Annotated in this window: 25 protein-coding genes; 13 read left to right on the top strand and 12 right to left on the bottom strand. The window is 55.2% G+C overall.

Annotation, left to right across the window (positions count from 1 at the left end):
* Positions 1-6: 6 nt before the first annotated feature.
* Positions 7-1,425, top strand: a complete 1,419-nt coding sequence (locus tag ACMV5H_RS01620; protein ID WP_021806948.1) for a glutamate synthase small subunit — start codon at positions 7-9, stop codon at positions 1,423-1,425.
* 135 nt (positions 1,426-1,560) lie between these two features.
* On the opposite strand, the gene sspB is transcribed toward ACMV5H_RS01620, so the two are convergent.
* From sspB to zapE, 5 genes are all read right to left on the bottom strand, one after another.
* The gene (gene sspB / locus ACMV5H_RS01625) at positions 1,561-2,064 is read right to left on the bottom strand and encodes a ClpXP protease specificity-enhancing factor (protein WP_037376229.1); all 504 of its coding nucleotides are present in this window, start codon (positions 2,062-2,064) and stop codon (positions 1,561-1,563) included.
* A gap of 5 nt (positions 2,065-2,069) precedes the next feature.
* The gene (gene sspA, locus ACMV5H_RS01630) at positions 2,070-2,711 is read right to left on the bottom strand and encodes a stringent starvation protein SspA (RefSeq protein ID WP_021180676.1); all 642 of its coding nucleotides are present in this window, start codon (positions 2,709-2,711) and stop codon (positions 2,070-2,072) included.
* Between the two features lie 388 nt (positions 2,712-3,099).
* Complete coding sequence (gene rpsI, locus ACMV5H_RS01635) at positions 3,100-3,492, bottom strand: 30S ribosomal protein S9 (protein WP_021180677.1); 393 nt, start codon at positions 3,490-3,492, stop codon at positions 3,100-3,102.
* A 15-nt stretch (positions 3,493-3,507) separates the two neighbouring features.
* Positions 3,508-3,936: a 50S ribosomal protein L13 gene (gene rplM, locus ACMV5H_RS01640; RefSeq protein WP_021180678.1), complete on the bottom strand. Its 429-nt coding sequence runs from the start codon at positions 3,934-3,936 to the stop codon at positions 3,508-3,510.
* A gap of 296 nt (positions 3,937-4,232) precedes the next feature.
* Positions 4,233-5,363, bottom strand: coding sequence for a cell division protein ZapE (gene zapE, locus ACMV5H_RS01645; protein WP_021180679.1), 1,131 nt, complete (start codon positions 5,361-5,363; stop codon positions 4,233-4,235).
* 230 nt (positions 5,364-5,593) lie between these two features.
* Between zapE and zapG the strand changes: the two genes are divergently transcribed.
* From zapG to degS, 3 genes are all read left to right on the top strand, one after another.
* Positions 5,594-5,992 (top strand): Z-ring associated protein ZapG, encoded by a 399-nt coding sequence (gene zapG, locus ACMV5H_RS01650; RefSeq protein WP_021180680.1) that lies wholly within the window; start codon positions 5,594-5,596, stop codon positions 5,990-5,992.
* A gap of 199 nt (positions 5,993-6,191) precedes the next feature.
* On the top strand, positions 6,192-7,565 hold the full coding sequence (gene degQ / locus ACMV5H_RS01655; RefSeq protein ID WP_021180681.1) for a serine endoprotease DegQ: 1,374 nt from the start codon (positions 6,192-6,194) through the stop codon (positions 7,563-7,565).
* An 89-nt stretch (positions 7,566-7,654) separates the two neighbouring features.
* The gene (gene degS, locus ACMV5H_RS01660) at positions 7,655-8,713 is read left to right on the top strand and encodes an outer membrane-stress sensor serine endopeptidase DegS (protein WP_021806951.1); all 1,059 of its coding nucleotides are present in this window, start codon (positions 7,655-7,657) and stop codon (positions 8,711-8,713) included.
* Between the two features lie 57 nt (positions 8,714-8,770).
* Here degS and murA read toward each other — a convergent pair whose 3' ends face one another.
* From murA to mlaF, 7 genes are all read right to left on the bottom strand, one after another.
* Entirely contained in the window at positions 8,771-10,030 is a 1,260-nt protein-coding gene (gene murA / locus ACMV5H_RS01665) for a UDP-N-acetylglucosamine 1-carboxyvinyltransferase (RefSeq protein ID WP_021180688.1), read from the bottom strand.
* A 53-nt stretch (positions 10,031-10,083) separates the two neighbouring features.
* Complete coding sequence (gene ibaG / locus ACMV5H_RS01670) at positions 10,084-10,338, bottom strand: BolA family iron metabolism protein IbaG (RefSeq protein WP_021180689.1); 255 nt, start codon at positions 10,336-10,338, stop codon at positions 10,084-10,086.
* 155 nt (positions 10,339-10,493) lie between these two features.
* Positions 10,494-10,796, bottom strand: a complete 303-nt coding sequence (gene mlaB / locus ACMV5H_RS01675) for a lipid asymmetry maintenance protein MlaB (RefSeq protein WP_414821356.1) — start codon at positions 10,794-10,796, stop codon at positions 10,494-10,496.
* Complete coding sequence (gene mlaC / locus ACMV5H_RS01680; protein ID WP_021806953.1) at positions 10,796-11,425, bottom strand: phospholipid-binding protein MlaC; 630 nt, start codon at positions 11,423-11,425, stop codon at positions 10,796-10,798. Before mlaC ends, mlaB begins: the two co-directional genes overlap by 1 nt.
* Positions 11,426-11,439: 14 nt before the next feature.
* A complete protein-coding gene (gene mlaD, locus ACMV5H_RS01685) occupies positions 11,440-11,991 on the bottom strand; it encodes an outer membrane lipid asymmetry maintenance protein MlaD (protein ID WP_414821357.1) in 552 nt (183 codons plus the stop codon).
* Positions 11,992-11,995: 4 nt separating this feature from the next.
* Complete coding sequence (gene mlaE / locus ACMV5H_RS01690) at positions 11,996-12,778, bottom strand: lipid asymmetry maintenance ABC transporter permease subunit MlaE (protein ID WP_021806955.1); 783 nt, start codon at positions 12,776-12,778, stop codon at positions 11,996-11,998.
* Between the two features lie 4 nt (positions 12,779-12,782).
* On the bottom strand, positions 12,783-13,598 hold the full coding sequence (mlaF, locus tag ACMV5H_RS01695) for a phospholipid ABC transporter ATP-binding protein MlaF (protein ID WP_021180694.1): 816 nt from the start codon (positions 13,596-13,598) through the stop codon (positions 12,783-12,785).
* Between the two features lie 379 nt (positions 13,599-13,977).
* On the opposite strand from mlaF, the gene ACMV5H_RS01700 reads away from it, so the two are divergent.
* The 9 genes from ACMV5H_RS01700 (at position 13,978) to ptsN (ending at position 20,822) form a co-directional block, all read left to right on the top strand.
* Positions 13,978-14,955 carry a calcium/sodium antiporter gene (locus ACMV5H_RS01700; protein ID WP_414821358.1) on the top strand — a complete coding sequence of 326 codons (978 nt, stop codon included), beginning with the start codon at positions 13,978-13,980 and terminating at the stop codon, positions 14,953-14,955.
* 15 nt (positions 14,956-14,970) lie between these two features.
* The gene (gene kdsD / locus ACMV5H_RS01705) at positions 14,971-15,957 is read left to right on the top strand and encodes an arabinose-5-phosphate isomerase KdsD (RefSeq protein WP_021806957.1); all 987 of its coding nucleotides are present in this window, start codon (positions 14,971-14,973) and stop codon (positions 15,955-15,957) included.
* A 17-nt stretch (positions 15,958-15,974) separates the two neighbouring features.
* Positions 15,975-16,529 (top strand): 3-deoxy-manno-octulosonate-8-phosphatase KdsC, encoded by a 555-nt coding sequence (gene kdsC, locus ACMV5H_RS01710; RefSeq protein ID WP_021180697.1) that lies wholly within the window; start codon positions 15,975-15,977, stop codon positions 16,527-16,529.
* Positions 16,526-17,104, top strand: a complete 579-nt coding sequence (gene lptC, locus ACMV5H_RS01715) for an LPS export ABC transporter periplasmic protein LptC (protein WP_021806958.1) — start codon at positions 16,526-16,528, stop codon at positions 17,102-17,104. Before kdsC ends, lptC begins: the two co-directional genes overlap by 4 nt.
* Positions 17,073-17,612, top strand: coding sequence for a lipopolysaccharide ABC transporter substrate-binding protein LptA (gene lptA / locus ACMV5H_RS01720; RefSeq protein WP_021180699.1), 540 nt, complete (start codon positions 17,073-17,075; stop codon positions 17,610-17,612). The genes lptC and lptA overlap by 32 nt, the downstream gene beginning before the upstream one ends.
* A gap of 6 nt (positions 17,613-17,618) precedes the next feature.
* The gene (gene lptB / locus ACMV5H_RS01725) at positions 17,619-18,344 is read left to right on the top strand and encodes an LPS export ABC transporter ATP-binding protein (RefSeq protein ID WP_021806959.1); all 726 of its coding nucleotides are present in this window, start codon (positions 17,619-17,621) and stop codon (positions 18,342-18,344) included.
* 50 nt (positions 18,345-18,394) lie between these two features.
* Positions 18,395-19,831, top strand: coding sequence for an RNA polymerase factor sigma-54 (gene rpoN, locus ACMV5H_RS01730; protein ID WP_414821359.1), 1,437 nt, complete (start codon positions 18,395-18,397; stop codon positions 19,829-19,831).
* A 23-nt stretch (positions 19,832-19,854) separates the two neighbouring features.
* Positions 19,855-20,142 (top strand): ribosome hibernation promoting factor, encoded by a 288-nt coding sequence (gene hpf / locus ACMV5H_RS01735; protein ID WP_021180702.1) that lies wholly within the window; start codon positions 19,855-19,857, stop codon positions 20,140-20,142.
* Positions 20,143-20,360: 218 nt separating this feature from the next.
* On the top strand, positions 20,361-20,822 hold the full coding sequence (ptsN, locus tag ACMV5H_RS01740) for a PTS IIA-like nitrogen regulatory protein PtsN (RefSeq protein WP_024483720.1): 462 nt from the start codon (positions 20,361-20,363) through the stop codon (positions 20,820-20,822).
* The last annotated feature ends 125 nt before the right edge of the window (positions 20,823-20,947 follow it).

Consider the following 20,947-nt stretch of genomic DNA (forward strand, 5'->3'; position numbering starts at 1 on the left):
CATTGAATGAGTCAGAACGTTTATCAATTTATCGACCTGCAGCGCGTTGATCCGCCAAAAAAACCGCTGAAGATCCGCAAAATTGAGTTTGTAGAGATCTATGAACCCTTTTCGGAAACCCAGGCGAAATCGCAAGCCGACCGTTGTCTGTCCTGTGGCAACCCCTATTGCGAATGGAAATGCCCGGTTCACAACTATATTCCGAACTGGCTGAAGCTGGCGAATGAAGGCCGCATCATGGAGGCGGCGGATCTGGCACACCAGACCAACAGCCTGCCGGAAGTGTGTGGCCGCGTTTGTCCGCAAGATCGCCTGTGCGAAGGTTCCTGTACCCTGAACGACGAGTTTGGCGCGGTGACCATCGGCAATATCGAGCGTTACATCAGCGATAAAGCCATCGAGATGGGCTGGAAGCCGGATATGTCCCACGTGCACCCAACCGGTAAGCGGGTAGCCGTTATTGGCGCTGGCCCGGCGGGCCTGGCCTGTGCGGACGTATTGACCCGTAACGGCGTCAAAGCGGTGGTTTACGATCGTCATCCAGAGATCGGAGGTTTGCTGACCTTCGGCATCCCGGCCTTTAAGCTGGAAAAAGAGGTGATGGTAAAACGCCGTGGCATCTTCAGCGAGATGGGTATCGAGTTCCAACTCAATACCGAGGTCGGCAAAGACATCACCATGGATGCGCTATTGAGCGAATACGATGCGGTGTTCCTCGGCGTAGGTACCTACCAATCAATGCGTGGTGGATTGGAGAACGAAGATGCACCTGGCGTGTACGATGCGCTGCCGTTCCTGATCGCCAACACCAAGCAGCTGATGGGCTACCAACCAGAACAACACGAGCCGTATGTCAGCATGGAAGGCAAGCGTGTGGTCGTGCTGGGCGGTGGTGACACCGCCATGGACTGCGTACGCACCTCCATTCGTCAGGGCGCGACTCAGGTCATCTGTGCCTATCGCCGGGATGAAGCGAACATGCCGGGTTCCAAACGCGAAGTGAAGAATGCGCGTGAGGAAGGGGTCGAGTTCCAGTTCAACCTACAGCCGTTGAGCATTGAGCTTAACAGCGCGGGGCGCGTTGCTGGCGTCAAGATGGTGCGCACTCAGTTGGGTGCCCCGGATGCCAATGGCCGCCAGGTTGCCGAACAGGTACCTGGATCCGAGCACGTGATCGACGCCGATGCGGTGGTGATGGCCTTTGGCTTCCGCCCACACCAGATGGACTGGTTGGCCGCGCACGATGTGCAGTTGGACAAGCAGGGCCGCATCGTCGCACCGGAATCGGTCGATAACGCCTTCCAGACCAGCAATCCGAAAATCTTCGCTGGTGGCGATGCGGTTCGCGGTTCCGATCTGGTGGTTACCGCGATTGCCGAAGGGCGCAAAGCTGCCGAAGGCATCATGTGTTATCTGGAAGTGTGATTTAAACCTCTACGTTCTCCCAAAGGGTCGGCTTGCCGGCCCTTTGCTTTTACCTTCCAGATTCCCAACTTGCCGATCGACAGACAATAAAAAAGACGCAACCTGAGTTGCACCTTTTTCCCTGCCTGCCGTAGCTTACTTCACGACACGCAACGCCGGGCGTCCACCACCGCGTGGCGGCTGAGGCGGTTCATCATCAGGGCCGTTATCGTCTTCCAAGCTATCCTGACGATCGCTATCAACCACTGACATCAGGCTACCCGTAGGGCTAGACACCTCTTCCAGCCCTTCGAAAGCCCCTTCATCTTCATACTTGGCTTCCGGTTCAAACAGGGTACCAGCCCCGTTCTCCCGCGCATAAATCGCCAGCACGGCCGCCATTGGCACCAGCACCTGACGAGGAACGCCACCAAAGCGCGCGTTGAAGGTCACTTCGTCGTCGCCCAGTTGCAGGTTGCCTACGGCACGCGGAGCAATGTTCAGCACAATCTGACCATCGCGTGCAAATTCCATCGGAACCTGCACGTCTGGGCGCATCACGTCCACGACCAGATGCGGAGTCAGTTGGTTATCCAACAGCCAGTCATAGAATGCCCGCAAAAGATAAGGACGGCGCGGGGTCATCTGAGACATATCCATGATGCTTAGCCCCGAGTCTGCAGGCGCATTTCGCGCTCGGCTTCGGTCAGAGAGGCCAGGAATGCATCACGCTCGAAGACACGGGTCATGTAACCTTTCAGTTCTTTGGAGCCAGCACCGCTCAGTTCGATACCCAGCTGCGGCAAACGCCACAGTAGCGGGGCCAGGTAGCAGTCTACCAGGCTGAACTCTTCGCTCATGAAATACGGGGTCTGGCCGAAGATTGGCGCAATCGCCAGCAGTTCTTCGCGCAGTTGGCGGCGTGCTGATTCAGCTTCCTGGCCGCTGCTCTGCTCGATTTTGTACATCAGCGTGTACCAGTTTCTCTCGATACGCAGCATCATCAGACGGCTTTCACCGCGTGCCACCGGATACACCGGCATCAACGGCGGGTGAGGGAAACGCTCATCAAGGTATTCCATGATGATACGGGATTCATACAGCGTCAGCTCGCGATCGACCAACGTCGGTACCGTTTGGTATGGGTTGAGGTCGATCAGATCCTGCGGCAGATTATCGGGTTCTACCTGCTCGATCTCGACGCTGACGCCCTTTTCCGCCAGTACGATACGTACTTGATGGCTAAAGATGTCGGTCGGGCCAGAGAACAGCGTCATTACCGAACGTTTGTTGGCAGCGACAGCCATGAAAACCTCCAAGTTATCTAGAAAATACGGCGAATAGCCAAAATATCCATCACTCCACGAGCCATTGCGTTGTTGCCGCCTGGCTACGACGTGAAATTGATTGGGTATCTCAGGCTGCTATCCTGAATAATCGTGACCGCAAGCCCGCAGCTCACAGATAAACCTTAGGTCTGGAAAACGGCCTCGGAGGTAGACTGACAGCACTGCACGGCGAACAGGCGCAAAAGTGGGTGATAGTTTACCAGATTTTGACTGTTTTGTGGTGGCTATGCGTTGATTTATCACCTAGCTCACTGATTTTAATAAAGTTTAATCTGATTGCAGGCATAAAAAAACCCGCCGAAGAGGCGGGTTTTTCGCGTAAATCGTCCTGCCGAAGCAGAAAAAATTAACGCTTGGAGAACTGCGGACGGCGACGTGCTTTACGCAGACCGACTTTCTTACGCTCAACTTTACGCGCGTCACGAGTGACGAAGCCAGCTTTACGCAATTCACCACGCAGAGTCTCGTCGTACTCCATCAGTGCACGGGTGATACCGTGACGGATAGCGCCAGCTTGACCAGAGATGCCACCACCTTTAACGGTGATGTACAAATCGAATTTGCCAACCATGTCGGTCAGTTCCAGCGGTTGACGAACTACCATGCGGGCAGTTTCGCGACCGAAGTACTGTTCCAGGCTACGCTGGTTAATAACGATGTTACCACTGCCCGGCTTGATAAAAACGCGAGCGGCGGAGCTTTTGCGGCGACCAGTGCCGTAGTATTGATTTTCAGCCATTGCCTATAATCCCGATTAGATGTCAAGAACTTGCGGTTGCTGTGCCGCGTGAGTGTGCTCGGTGCCCGCGTAAACTTTCAGTTTACGGAACATTGCACGACCCAACGGACCCTTTGGCAGCATGCCTTTAACCGCGATTTCAATCACGCGCTCAGGACGGCGGGCAATCATCTCTTCAAAGGTCGCTTGCTTGATACCACCGATGTGGCCGGTGTGGTGGTAATACACCTTGTCTGTACGCTTGTTGCCGGTTACAGCAACTTTTTCTGCGTTCAGAACGATGATGTAGTCACCGGTATCAACGTGCGGGGTGTATTCCGCTTTATGCTTGCCGCGCAGACGACGAGCCAGTTCAGTAGCGAGACGGCCTAAAGTTTTACCGTCTGCATCAACAACATACCAGTCACGTTTTACGGTTTCTGGTTTAGCTGTAAAAGTTTTCATTAGAAAGCTTACCCAATAATTTAGTTACACGTAGGTGTTCACCCAACGCTCGAAAACAGTTGAGGCTCACACGACCATACAAGTCCAGCAAACCTACCCCTTCGAATAGCCATTGCCGGCACTATACAAAGTTTTGGGAAAAAAACTTTGTTGTAACGTGGGGTCGCAAGATTATAGAGAAGTCGCTCACAAAGGTCGACCTGTTTTTACCGGGAAAACGGATTTAGCGCAGGGGACCGATTTGGCGACGATAATCGGGGGCGAAACTGGGCCTGAAAGCCAGGCCCGAACGCCGTTTACGGCAGATGAGGCAGCTTCAGATACTCCTCGCTCTGCATCTCCTGCAGGCGGGACAGGCAACGCTGAAACTCGAACTTCAGCTGTTCACCCTGGTAGATCTCGAACATCGAGGCTTCGGCGGCGATCACCAGTTTGACATGGCGCTCGTAGAATTCGTCCACCAGCGCCAGGAAGCGGCGGGCGGTGTTTTCCTTCAGCGGCCCCATAATGCGCACATTATACAGCATCACGCTGTGATAGAGGCGTGATAACGCGATGTAATCCAGTTGGCTACGCGGCTCTTCACACAGGGTATGAAAATCGATCGCCAATACCCCTTCCACCGCGCGCAAGGTGGGCATTGGCCGGTGATTGATTTGCAGCACCGGAGCTTCTTCCCCGGCGTGGCCCGCCAGCTTGAGGAAGATGTGGTCCATCGTGTCCTGCGTTTGCTGGTTGAGCGGGGTCAGATACAGATGGGCCTGCGTCAGGGTACGCAAGCGATAATCGATGCCCGCATCCACGTTCATCACGTCGCAATACTCGTTGATCAAATCGATCGCCGGTAGGAAGCGTGCGCGTTGCAGCCCGTTACGATACAGATTGTCCGGAATAATGTTAGAGGTAGCCACCAGCGTAATACCGCGAGCGAACAGCGCCTGCAACAGCGTTGCCAGCAGCATGGCGTCGGTAATGTCGGAGACAAAGAACTCGTCAAAACACAGCACGTCCGTTTGCGCCTTGAAGCCGTCTGCGACGATCTCCAGCGGGTTTTCCTGCCCTTGCAGCTCCGTCAGCTCTTCGTGCACCCGCAGCATAAAGCGGTGAAAGTGCAGCCGCAGTTTGCGATCGCCGGGCAGGCTGTGGAAAAACAGGTCCATCAGCCAGGTTTTACCCCGGCCAACGCCGCCCCACATATACAGCCCCTGCACCGGCCGCTGCGTGGTGGTTTCCTCACTCTTACCTAACCAACGGCTAAGCAGGTTACGACGCTTGCCAGCGTTAGCGGCGGCAGGAGCCGGGAGCTGCTGCAACGCCTGATAGATCTGATCCAACTGCGTGACGGCCTGCCGCTGAACCGCATCGGCCTGATATTCCCCCGCATCCAGCGCCTGCTGGTAGCGTGATAACGGTGACTGTGCCTGCATGTATTCGCAATCCCTAACAACGCTGAGAATTTATTTATCCAATTTTCGCGGCGGATGGCAGCCGCTTCGCACCCTGATCGCCACATTTATCGGCGTTGTACCCCAAGAAAACCCCTGCAAACTGCAGGTATTGGCTTATCAGGATTCCACTCGGACAAGGTTAACGGTTATAGTGGATATTATTAAGTGAAAAATCCCTGCGGAACAACGAAGTCAAAATAGGAGTCATCATGACCTGGGAGTATGCGCTGATTGGTTTGGTGGTCGGTATCGTGATCGGTGCGGTAGCGATGCGTTTTGGTAACAGTAAATTACGTCAGCAACAGGTGCTGCAAAACGAACTGGATAAAAGCAAAACCGAGCTTGAAGAGTACCGTCAGGAGCTGGTTGGCCATTTTGCCCGCAGTGCTGAACTGCTGGATAACATGGCGCGCGACTATCGTCAGCTGTATCAGCATATGGCGAAAAGCTCCAACAACCTGCTGCCGGATCTGCCGATGCAGGACAACCCGTTCCGCTATCGTCTGACCGAAGCGGAAGCGGATAACGATCAGGCGCCAGTGGAAATGCCACGTGATTACTCCGAAGGGGCCTCCGGCCTGCTGCGCGGCGCTCCACGCGGTAACTGATTCCCCGTTATACTGACCCGTGGGGCGATCCCACGGGTTGTTCACTTTGTTCGTCCCTAATTCCCCGCCCTGACCATGCTTACTCTTGACGATTAAGTGAACTTTTCGCGTAAATTCATTGTCCTAGACTACACAAATGGTATTGCTATGGCAGTATCGTAAAAAATTTCACCGGCAGATTTTGAGAGAGCTATAACCAATGATGAAAAGATCTTTAATTCTTAGTGCATTAGCAATGAGCATTAGCCTGGCATTTGCCTCCGTCCCGGCAGCCAACGCAGCCATGCCGGCCGCCGTTGCGGGTGAATCGCTGCCGAGCCTGGCACCCATGCTGGAAAAAGTGCTGCCCGCCGTGGTTAGCGTGCGTGTAGAAGGCACCCAGGTACAACGCCAGCCACAGCTGCCAGAGCAGTTTAAATTCTTCTTTGGCCCGAACATGCCTACACCGAAAGAAAGCACTCGCCCGTTTGAAGGGCTGGGTTCCGGTGTGATTATCGACGCGGCGAAGGGCTACATCCTTACCAACAACCACGTCATCAACAACGCCGACAAGATCAGCGTGCAGCTCAATGATGGCCGCGAATATGACGCCAAGCTGATTGGCCGCGACGAACAGTCTGACATTGCCCTGCTGCAGGTCAGCGATGTCAAAAACCTGACGGCGGTAAAAATCGCCGACTCCGACAAGCTACGTGTTGGTGACTTCGCCGTAGCCGTCGGTAACCCGTTCGGCCTTGGTCAGACGGCAACCTCCGGCATCATCTCCGCACTGGGCCGTAGCGGCCTGAGCCTGGAAGGGTTGGAAAACTTCATCCAGACCGATGCCTCCATCAACCGTGGCAACTCCGGCGGCGCGCTGGTGAACCTGAACGGTGAGCTGATCGGTATCAACACCGCGATCCTGGCACCGGGCGGCGGCAACATCGGTATCGGCTTCGCCATTCCAAGTAACATGGCACAGAGCCTGAGCAAGCAGCTGATTGAGTTTGGTGAAGTGAAGCGCGGCCTGCTGGGCATCAAAGGCAGTGAAATGACCGCCGATATGGCGAAAGCATTCAATACGGATGCCCAACGCGGAGCCTTTATCAGTGAAGTAATGCCAAAATCCGCCGCAGCCAAAGCCGGGATCAAAGCCGGCGATATTCTGGTCTCCCTGGATGGCAAGCCGATCAGTAGCTTTGCCGAGCTGCGTGCCAAAGTGGGTACCACCGCACCGGGCACTACCGTTAAAATAGGCCTGCTGCGTGAAGGCAAACCCATGGACGTTGCCGTCACCCTGGATAACAGCGAAAGCGTATCAACCAATGCCGAAACGCTGTCGCCTGCGCTGCAAGGTGCCTCCCTCACCAACGGTGCGCTGCCAAACGGTGATAAAGGCGTGAAGATCGACAAGGTAGATAAAGGCACTCCGGCGGCGCAGTTTGGCCTGCAGAAAGGGGATGTGATCATCGGCGTCAACCGTCAGCGCGTTGAAAACATCAACGCACTGCGTAAACTGCTAGAAGCTAAACCGGCGGTGATGGCGTTGAACATCGTACGTGGCGACGAAAACATTTATCTGTTGCTGCGTTAATTTGTTGCGAAACCGGGCGCGTCAGCATACTGCGCCCGGTTAACTCGTGCTATCCTCCGTTCATCTTCCTCAACACTAACTAAAACTCTATGTTTGCTAAGCTCTTGCGTTCTATTGTTATTGGTTTGGTCGTTGCCGGTATACTGCTGGCTGCCCTGCCCGTATTGCGTTCTACCAATAACATATTCGCCAGCAAATCTGAGAATACCAGCGATCAAACGCCGGCCAGCTATAACACCGGCGTGCGCCGGGCTGCCCCTGCCGTCGTCAACATCTACAACCGCAACATCAGCGGCGCGACCAACGTGCTCTCCCTGGGTTCCGGTGTGATCATGAACGATCGCGGCTACATCATTACCAACCGCCACGTAATCAAAGATGCACAACAGATCACCGTCGTACTGCAAGATGGCCGCCGCTATGAGGCATTATTGGTCGGCTCCGATAGCCTGACCGACCTGGCCGTGCTGAAAATCGATCCGGGCAACTTGCCAGTGATCCCAATTAATACCGCACGCCCCGCACGCATCGGTGATGTGGCGCTGGCAATCGGTAACCCGTACAACCTTGGGCAAACCGTTACCCAGGGTATTATCAGCGCTACCGGGCGTATCAGCCTGAGTACCACCGGGCGCCAAACCTTCCTGCAAACCGATGCTTCCATCAACCGGGGTAACTCCGGCGGTGCGCTGGTTAACTCCCTGGGTGAGCTGATGGGCATCAACACGCTGACCTACGACAAGATCACCGATGGCGAAACGCCAGAGGGGCTAGGCTTTGCCATCCCGGTAGAACTGGCGACCAAGATCATGGATAAGCTGATCCGTGATGGCCGGGTGATCCGCGGCTACTTTGGTATTCAGGGCAAAGAGATTATCCCGGTGCGCACCTCGGCGACCGGCATCGATCGCCTGCAGGGGATCATCGTGACCGAAATTACCCCTAACGGCCCGGCCGCCAATGCGGGGTTCCGTATTAATGACATTATCATTAACGTCGATAACAAACCGGCGGTGTCGGTATTAGAGACGATGGATCAGGTGGCGGAGATCCGCCCTGGAACGGAGATCCCGGTAGTGGTGTTGCGCGATGGGCAACGCATTACGCTGCATATGGCGGTGGGTGAGTTCCCAGAGGATAATAATTAGTCAGCAAAAAGCCCGGCGAGCCGGGCTTTATTCGCACAAACAGGCTAAAATTCTCGATTACTCGCCTTTCACACGTTCAATATTGGCACCCAGCGCACGCAGTTTGTCTTCAATGCGCTCGTAGCCACGGTCGATGTGATAAATACGATCCACCACCGTTACGCCTTCGGCAATACAACCTGCCAATACCAGGCTGGCAGAGGCTCGCAGATCGGTCGCCATCACCTGTGCACCAGAAAGTTGCTCTACGCCGTGGCAAATCACGGTGTTGCTCTCGATTTCCGCGTGTGCGCCCATACGGATCAGCTCAGGCACGTGCATAAAGCGGTTTTCGAAGATCGTCTCGGTGATCACACCGGTCCCTTCCGCTACCAGGTTCAACAGGCTGAACTGCGCCTGCATATCGGTTGGGAAACCAGGGTGTGGAGCCGTACGCAGGGTTACCGCTTTCGGGCGTTTGCCATGCATGTCCAGGCTGATCCAGTCTTCACCCACTTCGATATCGGCCCCTGCTTCACGCAGTTTGGCCAACACCGCATCCAGCGTATCTGGACGGGTATTGCGGCACAGCACCTTGCCACCGGAAACGGCAGCGGCAACCAGGAAGGTACCGGTTTCGATACGGTCTGGCAGCACACGGTAAACCCCGCCACCCAGGCGCTCAACGCCTTCGATGGTGATCCGGTCCGTGCCCGCGCCGCTGATTTTGGCACCCAGCGTGTTGAGGAAGTTGGCGGTATCGACGATTTCCGGCTCACGTGCCGCGTTCTCGATGATAGTGGTACCGGTCGCCAGGGTTGCAGCACTCATGATGGTGACGGTTGCGCCTACGCTGACCTTATCCATCACGATATGTGCGCCCTTCAGGCGCCCTTCCACAGAGGCCTTGACGTAGCCCTCTTCCAGTTTGATTTCCGCACCCAGCTGCTCCAGGCCGGTAATGTGCAGGTCAACCGGACGTGCGCCGATGGCACAGCCACCTGGCAGCGATACCTGGCCACGGCCAAAGCGCGCTACCAGCGGCCCCAATGCCCAAATGGAGGCACGCATGGTTTTCACCAGATCGTAGGGAGCACAAAACTCGTTCACGCCGCTGGCATCAACATAGACCGAGCCATTACGCTCGATCTTGGTACCCAACTGGCTGAGCAGTTTGATGGTGGTGTCAATGTCCTTCAGCTTCGGGACGTTTTGCAGTTCGACAGGCTCTTCCGCCAGCAAGGCGGCAAACAGGATCGGCAGGGCGGCGTTTTTCGCCCCGGAAATGGTCACTTCACCGCTAAGACGGGTCCGGCCATGCACACGAAATTTATCCATTTAACTACTCTCTGTTATCTGTTCTGAGCTGCCTGCCCGCTGGGCAAACAGCCTTAAAATCCGTTGAGTTTGCGATCCCGCTGCCACTCTTCTGGGGTATATGCCTTGATCGACAAAGCATGAATGCGGTTGTCCGCGATGTATTCCATCAGCGGCGCATAGACGGCTTGCTGTTTCTTGACGCGGCTCATGGTGGCGAACAGTTCACCCACGGCGATCACCTGAAAATGGCTGCCATCGCCGGTCACATGCGCTTCTTCCAGTGCCAGCGCCTTCATCAGCACGTCTTTAATTTCGCTATTTTCCATAGTATCCAATTCTGCATCGAAGGATCATAGTCACCAGTGGCGACTTCTTGGCGTCTATCTTAGTGGAATCCGCCGCTTTCTTAAACCAAAGAAAAAGCCCCCGAGTAACAGGGGCCTTTAACTGATTTTTTCCGGTCAACCCGCCGAAAATGTGGCTAACTAGCGGTTTCGAAAGGCATTATTGCTGACAAATTGTAGAGCATGATCAGCGTTTGCAACCGTTCTGTGATACCGGAAATTTTTATCTCAATTCCCTGCTGGCGCCGTTGCTCACGTAAATGCAGCAGCAGGGCCAGGCCGGCAGAGTCCACGCGCTGCAGTTGAGCCACATCAATCACGGTTTTGTCTGCCAACAGCGTCTCACGTTGCTGCCACAGCGGCAATAACGTCTCACGATCCAGCTCGCCGCTCAGCACCAGCGTTTGCTGTTGTGATGTCCAACTCAGCGCTGCGACCATCAGTTTTTCTGATCCAGAGTGATTGGCTGTTTGGCGGCCGCTTGCAGCTGCTGGGTCAAACCGTCTACGCCTTTGAGGCGCAGAGTCGATGCCCACTCATTCTGCTTGGTGGTGATCATGCTGACGCCTTCGGCAATCATGTCATACGCCTGCCAGTGACCGGTTTTGCTGTTCTTACGCCATTGGAAATCCAGACGCACCGGCGGGCGCCCCCCTTTATCGATGATGGTCACGCGGATCGCGATGATATCGGCATTGCCTAGCGGCTGCTCCGGTTCGATCTGATAGGTCTGGCCCTGGTACATGGCTAACGCCTGGCCATACGCCTGCTCCAGATAAGCCTGGAAGGCGGCGAAGTAAGCTTCGCGCTGGGCTGGCGTGGCGTCTTTGTAGTAACGGCCCAGCACCAACGCACCCGCGTATTTCACCTGCACGAACGGCATCAGCTCTTCATGCACGATGGTGCGCAGGTAGTTGGGATCCTGCTTGATTTTTGGCTGCTCACTTTTCAGGCGGGTGAAGGTTTTCTGCGCAGCGTCTTGCATCAGGCTGTATGGGTTAGTCTGATCGACCGCATTAGCCAGCGGTGCAACCACCAGCAGGGCAACCATTAAAAAACGTTTAAACATGCAGGTTTCCTCGATTAATGACTTGTAGCGGAATGCGCAGCGGCATCCGGAACTGATGTAGGTGCTGCTGCAGCGTCTGGTGAGTTCGAGCTATCCTGACCACCGCTCTTATAGAGGAACTGGCCGATCAAGTCTTCCAGCACCATGGCTGATTTGGTGTCCTGAATGGTCCCACCATCCTTAAGGATAGTCGTGCCCATCTCGGGATCTTCAAAACCGACATTCAGCGCCAGATACTGTTCACCCAGCAGGCCGGAGGTGCGGATCGCCAGCGAACTGGTGTCCGGGATCTGGTTGTATTGTTGCTGGATATCCAACGCCACGCGTGGCGTGTAGGTCTTCGGGTCGAGCGAGATAGCTGCAACCCGACCAATCATCACCCCACCAATCTTCACCGGTGAACGCGCTTTCAAACCACCGATATTATCGAAGGTGGCGTAGATACGGTAAGTCGGTTCATTACCGATCGATTTAATATTGGCCACCTGGAGGCAGAGGAAGATGATGGCGCACAGCGCAATCAGCATAAACGCCCCAACCCAGATTTCACTCTTCTTCGTTTGCATCACATCAATTCCCAAACATCAGTGCAGTCAGCACGAAATCCAATCCCAACACCGCCAGTGACGAATGTACCACGGTCCTTGTCGTTGCCTGACTAATCCCTTCAGAGGTCGGTACGGCATCGTAACCATTGAAGATCGCAATCCAGCTAACGGTAATGGCAAACACCACGCTCTTGATCAGGCAGTTAAGTAAATCCTGACGCCATTCAACGGCCCCTTGCATCGCCGACCAGAAGAAACCACTGTCGATCCCCTTCCAGTCCACGCCAACAATCGCGCCGCCCCAGATGCCGATGGCCACGAAAATAATCGTCAGCAGCGGCATGCTGATAAGACCGGCCCAGAAACGTGGGGCAACAATACGCCGCAGCGGATCGATCGCCATCATTTCCAGGCTGGAAAGCTGCTCAGTGGCCTTCATCAGACCGATTTCGGCCGTCAGAGCCGAACCGGCGCGGCCAGCGAACAGCAGAGCGGTCACTACCGGCCCCAGCTCACGCAGCAATGACAACGCCACCATCATGCCCAGGCTGGCCTCGGCACTGTAGGTGGTGAGGACGATGTAACCTTGCAACCCCAACACCATGCCGATAAACAAGCCGGAAACCATGATGATCAGCAGCGACTGAACGCCCACGCTGTGTAGCTGTTTGAGCAGTAGCGGCCATTGTTTACGCGGCTCCGGGCGCCCGATCAGCGCGTGGAACAGCATCAGCCCGGCGCGTCCAAAGGCTGCGCTGGTGTTGATGCCACGGCGTCCTAACGACGCTAACGCCTTTAAAAACATGAGGTTATTTACTCCCTTCCCCTAAAAGCTCTGTCTGATAATCACCGGCCGGGTAACGGAACGGTACCGGCCCATCGGCAATACCATCCAGAAACTGACGCACTCGCGCATCAGGATTGTTCTGTAATTGCGTTGCCGAGCCTTCGGCAATCACATGGTGATCCGCCACAATATAGGCGTAATCCGCGATACTCAAGACTTCTGGCACATCATGGGATACCACGATGCAGGTGATCCCGAGCGCGTTATTCAGCTCATCGATCAGCTTGACCAGCACGCCCATGGTGATCGGATCCTGGCCAACGAAAGGTTCGTCGAACATGATCAATGTCGGATCTAACGCGATAGCACGCGCCAAGGCCGCTCGCCGTGCCATACCGCCAGAAAGTTCGTTCGGCATCAGATCTGCCGCGCCGCGTAGCCCTACGGCTTCCAGCTTCATCAGCACCGTGCTGCGCAGGATCGGCTCCGGCAGGCGGCTGTGTTCACGCAGCGGGTAGGCCACGTTCTCAAATACCGTCAGATCGGTGAACAGCGCTCCCGACTGAAACAGCATGCTCATCTTCTTGCGTGACTCATACAACTGATGGCGCGACAGCGCCGGGATGTTGTCCCCATCAAACCAGATCTCACCGCAGTCTGGGGTCAACTGGCCACCAATCAGGCGTAACAGCGTGGTTTTACCAATGCCGGACGGCCCCATTATGGCCGTCACTTTGCCACGGGGAACCGTCAGGTTGATGTCTTCGAATATCAGCCGATCGCCGCGAGAGAAGCTCATGCCGCGCACTTCGACCAGATTATCTGCCTTCTGGTGCATGTTTATTGATCCTGTACAGGCTATTTTTTTGCCAAATCATCCGTGATGGTAAAGCAATAGGGGCAATACGTCCTATTTTTACCGAAACTTGCCCACAATGCGCTACCAATGATGCCATAGGTTTTACTTTTAGGCTCCAGACGGTCAAAATTAGGAAATAACGCAAAAAAATAAAGTCTGACTGATGACAAACTGAGAATGTTTCTGAGGGCGCAGCATGCGGCGCCCCTTCAAAGCCAGTTCATCAGGATTAGTCGCAGTCTTATGGTTCGATCTTTTACCGGGAAATTCGTTGTTTTGCACAACGTAGGGTAAGCAAGCTGGCCGATGATGGTCTTTAACCAACGAACCGGGATGATACCCCAATATAGGACCCTGAATGTTTCTCGCGATAGTGCTGTTGATCGTTGGTTTATTTTTACTGGTGTATGGGGCGGATAGATTAGTTTATGGTGCGGCGGTGATTAGCCGTTCGCTGGGGGTTCCCCCGTTGATTATCGGCATGACGATAGTCGGTATCGGCACGTCACTGCCAGAATTGATTGTGTCGGTCACCGCCGCCCTTAATGGGCAGACCAACCTGGCGGTGGGCAACGTGATTGGCTCCAACATCACCAATATTTTACTGATCCTGGGGGTGGCGGCCCTGATCCATCCGCTGTCGGTTCGCTCCGAAGTGTTACGGCGTGAACTGCCGCTGATGCTGGGGGTTATCCTGTTGTGCGGCTATGTGCTGATGGATAACACCCTGAGCCGCTTCGATGGCGTACTGCTGCTGTTGGCCGCCACCGGTTTTATTCTGCTGATGCTGAAAATCGCCAGGCTGGCGCAACGTGAAGGCAACGACAGCCTGACGGTGGAGCAACTCGCCGAACTGCCGCAGGACAGCAGCAACACCGTGGCCATTCTCTGGCTGGTGCTGGCCTTCATTATTCTGCCGCTGTCATCAAGGATGATCATCGATAACGCTTCGGTGATTGCCCACTACTTTGGCCTGAGTGAACTGGTGGTTGGCCTGACGATCATCGCCATCGGCACCAGCCTGCCCGAACTGGCCACCTCGATCGCCGGAGCACTAAAAGGCGAAGATGATATGGCGGTAGGGAATATCATCGGCTCGACGATTTTTAACACGGTGATCGTGCTGGGCGTCCCTGCCCTGCTATCGCCGGGCAGTATCGATCCCGCAGCCTTCCAGCGCGATTACTGGGTCATGCTGGCGGCCGGTATCCTGCTTGCTGCCCTGTGTATTGGCCGCAAACATCGTATCGGTCATCTGGCAGGAGCTCTGTTATTATGTGGCTTTATTGCGTATCTTGCAGTGCTGTTCTTTATCCCTTTCAGTACGTTCGGCTAACCGTTGAGAATGAGTATGTCATCTAACCAGTTGCAACCGGGCTTTGACTTTCAGCAGGCCGGCAAAGAAGTGCTTCAGATTGAGCGTGATGGCCTGGCCCAGCTCGATCAGTACATCAATGCCGATTTTACCCGGGCATGTGAAGCGATCGCCGGATGCTGCGGTAAAGTCGTGGTCATGGGCATGGGAAAATCCGGCCATATCGGCTGCAAAATTGCCGCCACGCTGGCCAGTACCGGAACCCCAGCGTTCTTCGTGCATCCCGCGGAGGCTAGCCACGGCGATCTGGGCATGGTGTCGACACAGGACATCGTGCTGGCGATTTCCAACTCCGGTGAGTCGAACGAAATTCTGGCGCTGATCCCGGTGTTGAAACGCCAGCAGATCCCACTGATTTGCATGACCAACAATCCGGAAAGCTCGATGGGCAAGGCGGCAGACGTACATCTGTGCATCAAGGTACCGCAGGAGGCTTGCCCTCTGGGTTTGGCCCCCACCACCAGCACCACCGCCACCTTGGTCATGGGCGATGCATTAGCCGTAGCGCTGCTGAAGGCCCGGGGCTTCACCCCGGAAGATTTCGCCCTGTCCCACCCAGGTGGAGCTTTGGGCCGCCGCCTGCTGCTGCGCGTTAGTGATATCATGCACAGCGGCGATGAAATTCCGCACGTCAGCCCCGATGCCTCGCTGCGCGACGCGCTGCTGGAGATCACCCGTAAAAACCTGGGCATGACGGTGATCTGCGACGATCTGATGAAGATCGCCGGTATTTTTACCGACGGTGACTTACGCCGGGTGTTCGATATGGGCATCGATCTGAATAATGCCAACATCACCGACGTCATGACGCTAGGCGGTATCCGGGTGCGCCCGAACCTGCTGGCGGTCGATGCGCTCAATCTGATGCAGCAACGCCATATCACCGCCGTGCTGGTTGCCGATGGCGACCAATTGCTGGGTGTGGTACATATGCATGACATGCTGCGCGCTGGCGTCGTTTAATGAAAGGAACGAACTGCATGAGTCTGGTTGAAACCTGTTACGGGCCGGTAGCTGAAGAAGTCATGGTCCGCGCCGGGAAAATCCGCCTGTTGATTTGTGATGTCGACGGCGTGCTGTCAGATGGCCTGATCTACATGGGCAATAACGGTGAAGAGCTGAAAGCCTTCAACGTCCGTGACGGCTACGGCATCCGCTGCCTGAAAACCTCGGGTATCGAGGTGGCCATCATCACCGGGCGTTCGGCCAAACTGCTGGAAGACCGGGCAAAAACGTTGGATATCACCCATCTGTATCAAGGGCAGTCCGATAAGCTTTTGGCCTTCCGTGAACTGTTGGATAAACTGTCCCTGATGCCAGATGAAATCGCCTACATCGGCGACGATCTGATCGACTGGCCGGTCATGGCCGAAGTCGGTCTGGCCGTCGCGGTGGCCGATGCGCATCCATTATTGTTACCTCGCGCCCATTATGTCACCCGTATCAACGGTGGTCGTGGTGCGGTGCGCGAGCTGTGCGACCTGATCCTGCTGGCGCAAAACAAGCTGGAGGACGCCAAAGGGCTGTCAATATGAGTAAAACCAAACTTTGGATCACCCTCTTGCTGACCGTGATCGCGCTGGCGCTGATTGGCTGGAACATGGCCGATTTCAGCGATGACGACAATTCGGTACCGGTCAACAACCAAGACCCGACCTATCAGAGCCAGCATACCGTGACCGTGGTATACAATCCGGCCGGGCAGCTAAGCTATAAGCTGGTGGCAGAAGAGGTTAAATATTACACCGCTGATGAGTTAAGCTGGTTCACCCAGCCGGTGATGACGCTGTTTGATGAGCATGCCGTGGCCACCTGGTCAATACGCGCCGATCGCGCCAAGCTGACCAAAAACCGCATGCTGTATCTGTACGGCCACGTAGAGGTGAACAGTTTGACAACCACCTCACAGCTGGAAAAAATTAAAACCGATAATGCCCAGATTAATCTGGTCACCCAGGACGTTTCTTCCGATGATGAAGTCACCCTGTTCGGCACGAATTTCACCTCTAACGGCATGAAAATGCGTGGTAATCTGCGGAACAAAACCGCTGAGCTGATTGATAAGGTCAAGACCAACTATGAAATTCAGAACCAAAAGCCAACTCCGTAATCTGTTGATCGTCAGCCTCGTTTTGACCGCCAGCTCCCCCGCATTGGCGTTGAAATCCGACTCTGACCAACCGGTAAGTATCGACTCGCTGAAACAGTCGCTGGATATGCAGAGCAACGTCAGCACCTTTACCGACAACGTGGTGATCAAGCAGGGCACCATCGAGATCAAGGCCGATAAGGTCGTGGTCACGCGCCCGGGTGGCGATCAGAATAAAACCTATATTGAAGCGTTCGGCAATCCGGTAACCTTCTACCAGATGCAGGACAACGGCAAGCCGGTGAAAGGCCATGCGCAGAAAGTTCGTTACGACGTCGCGCCGCAGCTGATCACCCTCACCGGCAACGCCTATCTGGAACAGCTCGATAGCAACGTGAAGGGCGACCGTATTACCTATCTGGTGCCACAGCAGCAGATGCAGGCGTTCAGCGATAAAGGCAAACGCGTGACCACGGTTCTGGTGCCATCACAGTTGCAAGACAAAAACGGTCAAAAGAAGAGTAACTAATTACTTATGGCAACACTCATCGCAGAAAACCTGGCGAAAGCCTACAAAGGCCGCAAAGTCGTTGAAGACGTGAGCCTGAAAGTGAAATCTGGCGAGATCGTCGGCCTGCTGGGGCCAAACGGTGCCGGTAAGACCACCACTTTCTACATGGTGGTCGGCATCGTTCAGCGCGACGCCGGGCGCATCGTGATCGATGACGAAGATATCAGTATCCTGCCGCTGCACGCCCGCGCACGCCGCGGTATCGGTTACCTGCCGCAGGAAGCCTCTATCTTCCGCCGCCTGAGTGTTTACGACAACCTGATGGCGGTGCTGGAGATCCGCAACGATCTCACCAGTGAGCAACGCAACGATCGAGCTATCGAGCTGCTGGAAGAGTTTCATATCTCCCACCTGCGTGACAACCTGGGCCAATCGCTTTCCGGTGGTGAACGCCGCCGCGTGGAGATTGCCCGTGCGTTGGCCGCCAACCCGAAATTTATCCTGCTGGATGAACCTTTCGCCGGGGTTGACCCGATTTCCGTTATCGATATCAAGAAAATCATCGAGCACCTGCGCGACAGCGGCCTTGGCGTGCTGATCACCGATCATAACGTGCGCGAGACGCTGGACGTGTGCGAACGTGCCTATATCGTCAGCCAGGGCAAGCTGATTGCCCACGGCACGCCGGACGCCATCCTGGCCGATGAGCAGGTGAAACGCGTTTATCTGGGCGAAGAGTTCCGCCTGTAGGTTCCAGCGGCAGGCCAGCAGGCCGCCGTTAACGGAAGTAGCAGAAGATTATGAAGCAAGGTTTGCAACTCAGGCTCAGCCAGCAACTGGCCATGACCCCCCAACTTCAGCAGGCGATCCGCCTGTTGCAGCTGTCCACGCTTGAGCTCCAGCAGGAGATCCAACTGGCACTAGAGAGCAACCCGCTGCTTGAACAGACCGAAGACCAGCACGAAGAGATCGACACCAAAGAAAGCGTCGAGACCGAAGGGCTAGACACCCGCGAAGCGCTGGAACAGAAGGACATGCCCGAAGAGCTGCCTTTGGATGCCACCTGGGATGAGATCTATACCGCGGGCACCCCGTCCGGCACCGGTACCGACTATGGCGATGACGAACTGCCGGTCTATCAGGGCGAAACCACGCAAACGCTGCAGGACTACCTGATGTGGCAAGTGGATCTGACACCGTTCTCTGACACCGATGCCGCCATCGCCACCTCGATCGTCGACGCCGTCGATGACACCGGCTATCTCACCGTACCGCTGGAAGACATTCTGGAGAGTATGGGTGACGATAACGTGACGATGGACGAGGTCGAAGCGGTATTGAAGCGCGTACAGCGTTTTGATCCGGTCGGCGTCGCGGCGCGCGATCTGCGTGACTGCCTGCTGATCCAGCTTTCCCAGTATGCCAAAGACACGCCCTATCTGGCGGAGGCCCGCCTGATCGTCAGCGAGCATCTGGATTTGCTGGCCAACCACGACTTTCGCAGCCTGATGCGAACAACTCGCTTAAAAGAAGATACACTGAAAGAAGCGATGGTGTTGATCCACTCGCTCGATCCGCGCCCTGGGCAGTCGATCAATACCGGTGAATCCGAGTATGTGATCCCGGACGTGCTGGTGCGCAAGGTGCAGGACAAGTGGGTGGTAGAGCTTAATGCAGACAGCATCCAACGGCTGAAAATCAACCAGCAATATGCGGCACTGGGCAACACGGTGCGCAACGATGCCGACGGCCAGTATATCCGCAGCAATTTGCAGGAAGCGAAGTGGCTGATCAAGAGCCTGGAAAGCCGGAACGACACGCTGCTCAAGGTGACCCGCTGTATTGTCGAACAGCAGGAGGCGTTCTTTGAACAGGGTGCAGAATTTATGAAGCCCATGGTGCTGGCGGATATCGCCCAGGCCGTGGAAATGCATGAATCGACAATCTCACGCGTGACGACGCAGAAATTCCTGCACAGCCCGCGTGGTATTTTCGAATTGAAGTATTTCTTCTCCAGCCATGTGAATACCGACAGCGGTGGCGAAGCCTCCTCTACGGCGATCCGGGCGTTAGTGAAGAAATTGATCGCGGCGGAAAACCCTGCCAAACCGCTTAGCGACAGCAAGCTGACCACCATGCTTTCCGATCAGGGGATCATGGTGGCGCGGCGCACCGTTGCCAAGTACCGAGAGTCTTTGTCCATCCCGCCGTCCAACCAGCGTAAACAGTTGGTTTGACCTCTATAGAGAAGGAAGACATTATGCAGCTCAACATTACCGGACACCACGTCGAAGTCACCGAACCAATGCGTGAGTTCGTCAACACCAAGTTTGCCAAACTCGAGCAGTATTTTGACCGCATTAACCAGGTATATGTCGTACTCAGTGTGGAAAAAGTGCAGCAGATTGCGGAAGCAACGGTGCATGTGAATGGGGGCGAGTTGCACGCCACCTCGGAAAAAGAAGATATGTATGCCGCAATTGACTGCCTGATCGACAAACTGGCGCGTCAATTGAACAAACATAAAGACAAACTAAAGCAACACTGACATTCTGGGCCGTTATGCGATGCGTAATGGCCCACATCGTAGTCGTATTGGCTACACGGCAACCCTCGGCGCAGCACCTGTATAGGTATGCGCCGATAAGCCATCAGGGTTAAACAGGCGAAAAACCGTTTCATGAAGGTTATCAGCGCAAGCCTGCTTTCCAATGGTAAAGCAGGCTTGCAATAAAGCGACAGGACGCGGTTTTAAGTGAAGATGAGATGAACAACGAAATAATGCAATTAAGCTCGGTGTTAAACATCGAGTGCACCAGAAGCTCGGTACACTGCACCAGCAAGAAACGGGCTTTGGAAATTATCAGCGAGCTGGCGGCCAAGCAGCTCAACCTACCTTCGCAGGTGGTGTTTGACGCAGTACTCACCCGGGAACGTATGGGCAGTACCGGTATCGGCAACGGTATCGCGATCCCACACGGCAAACTGGAAGAGGACACTTTGCGGGCCGTTGGCGTGTTTATCCGCCTTGAGCAACCTATCGCCTTTGATGCCATTGATAATCAACCGGTCGATCTGCTGTTCGCCTTGCTGGTACCGGCCGATCAATGTAAAACTCACTTGCATACGCTGTCGCTGGTTGCCAAACGGCTGGCCGACAAAACCGTGTGCCGCCGCCTGCGCGCAGCGCTGAGCGACGAAGAGCTGTATCAGATCATCACCGAGTAACCAGCGGCTGGCGTGACTTTCCGCCATGAAAACGCAACTGTTTTACTTACGATATATCCGGGCCGTGGCCCGGATAATAGATCCTAACGGTGGCGATGAGCGCCATTGAGATGCCAGGGGAGTTA

Origin of the sequence: Serratia sp. N21D137 (genome assembly GCF_047530005.1) — a bacterium.
In the GTDB taxonomy this organism is placed as follows: Bacteria; Pseudomonadota; Gammaproteobacteria; order Enterobacterales; family Enterobacteriaceae; genus Chania; species Chania fonticola_B.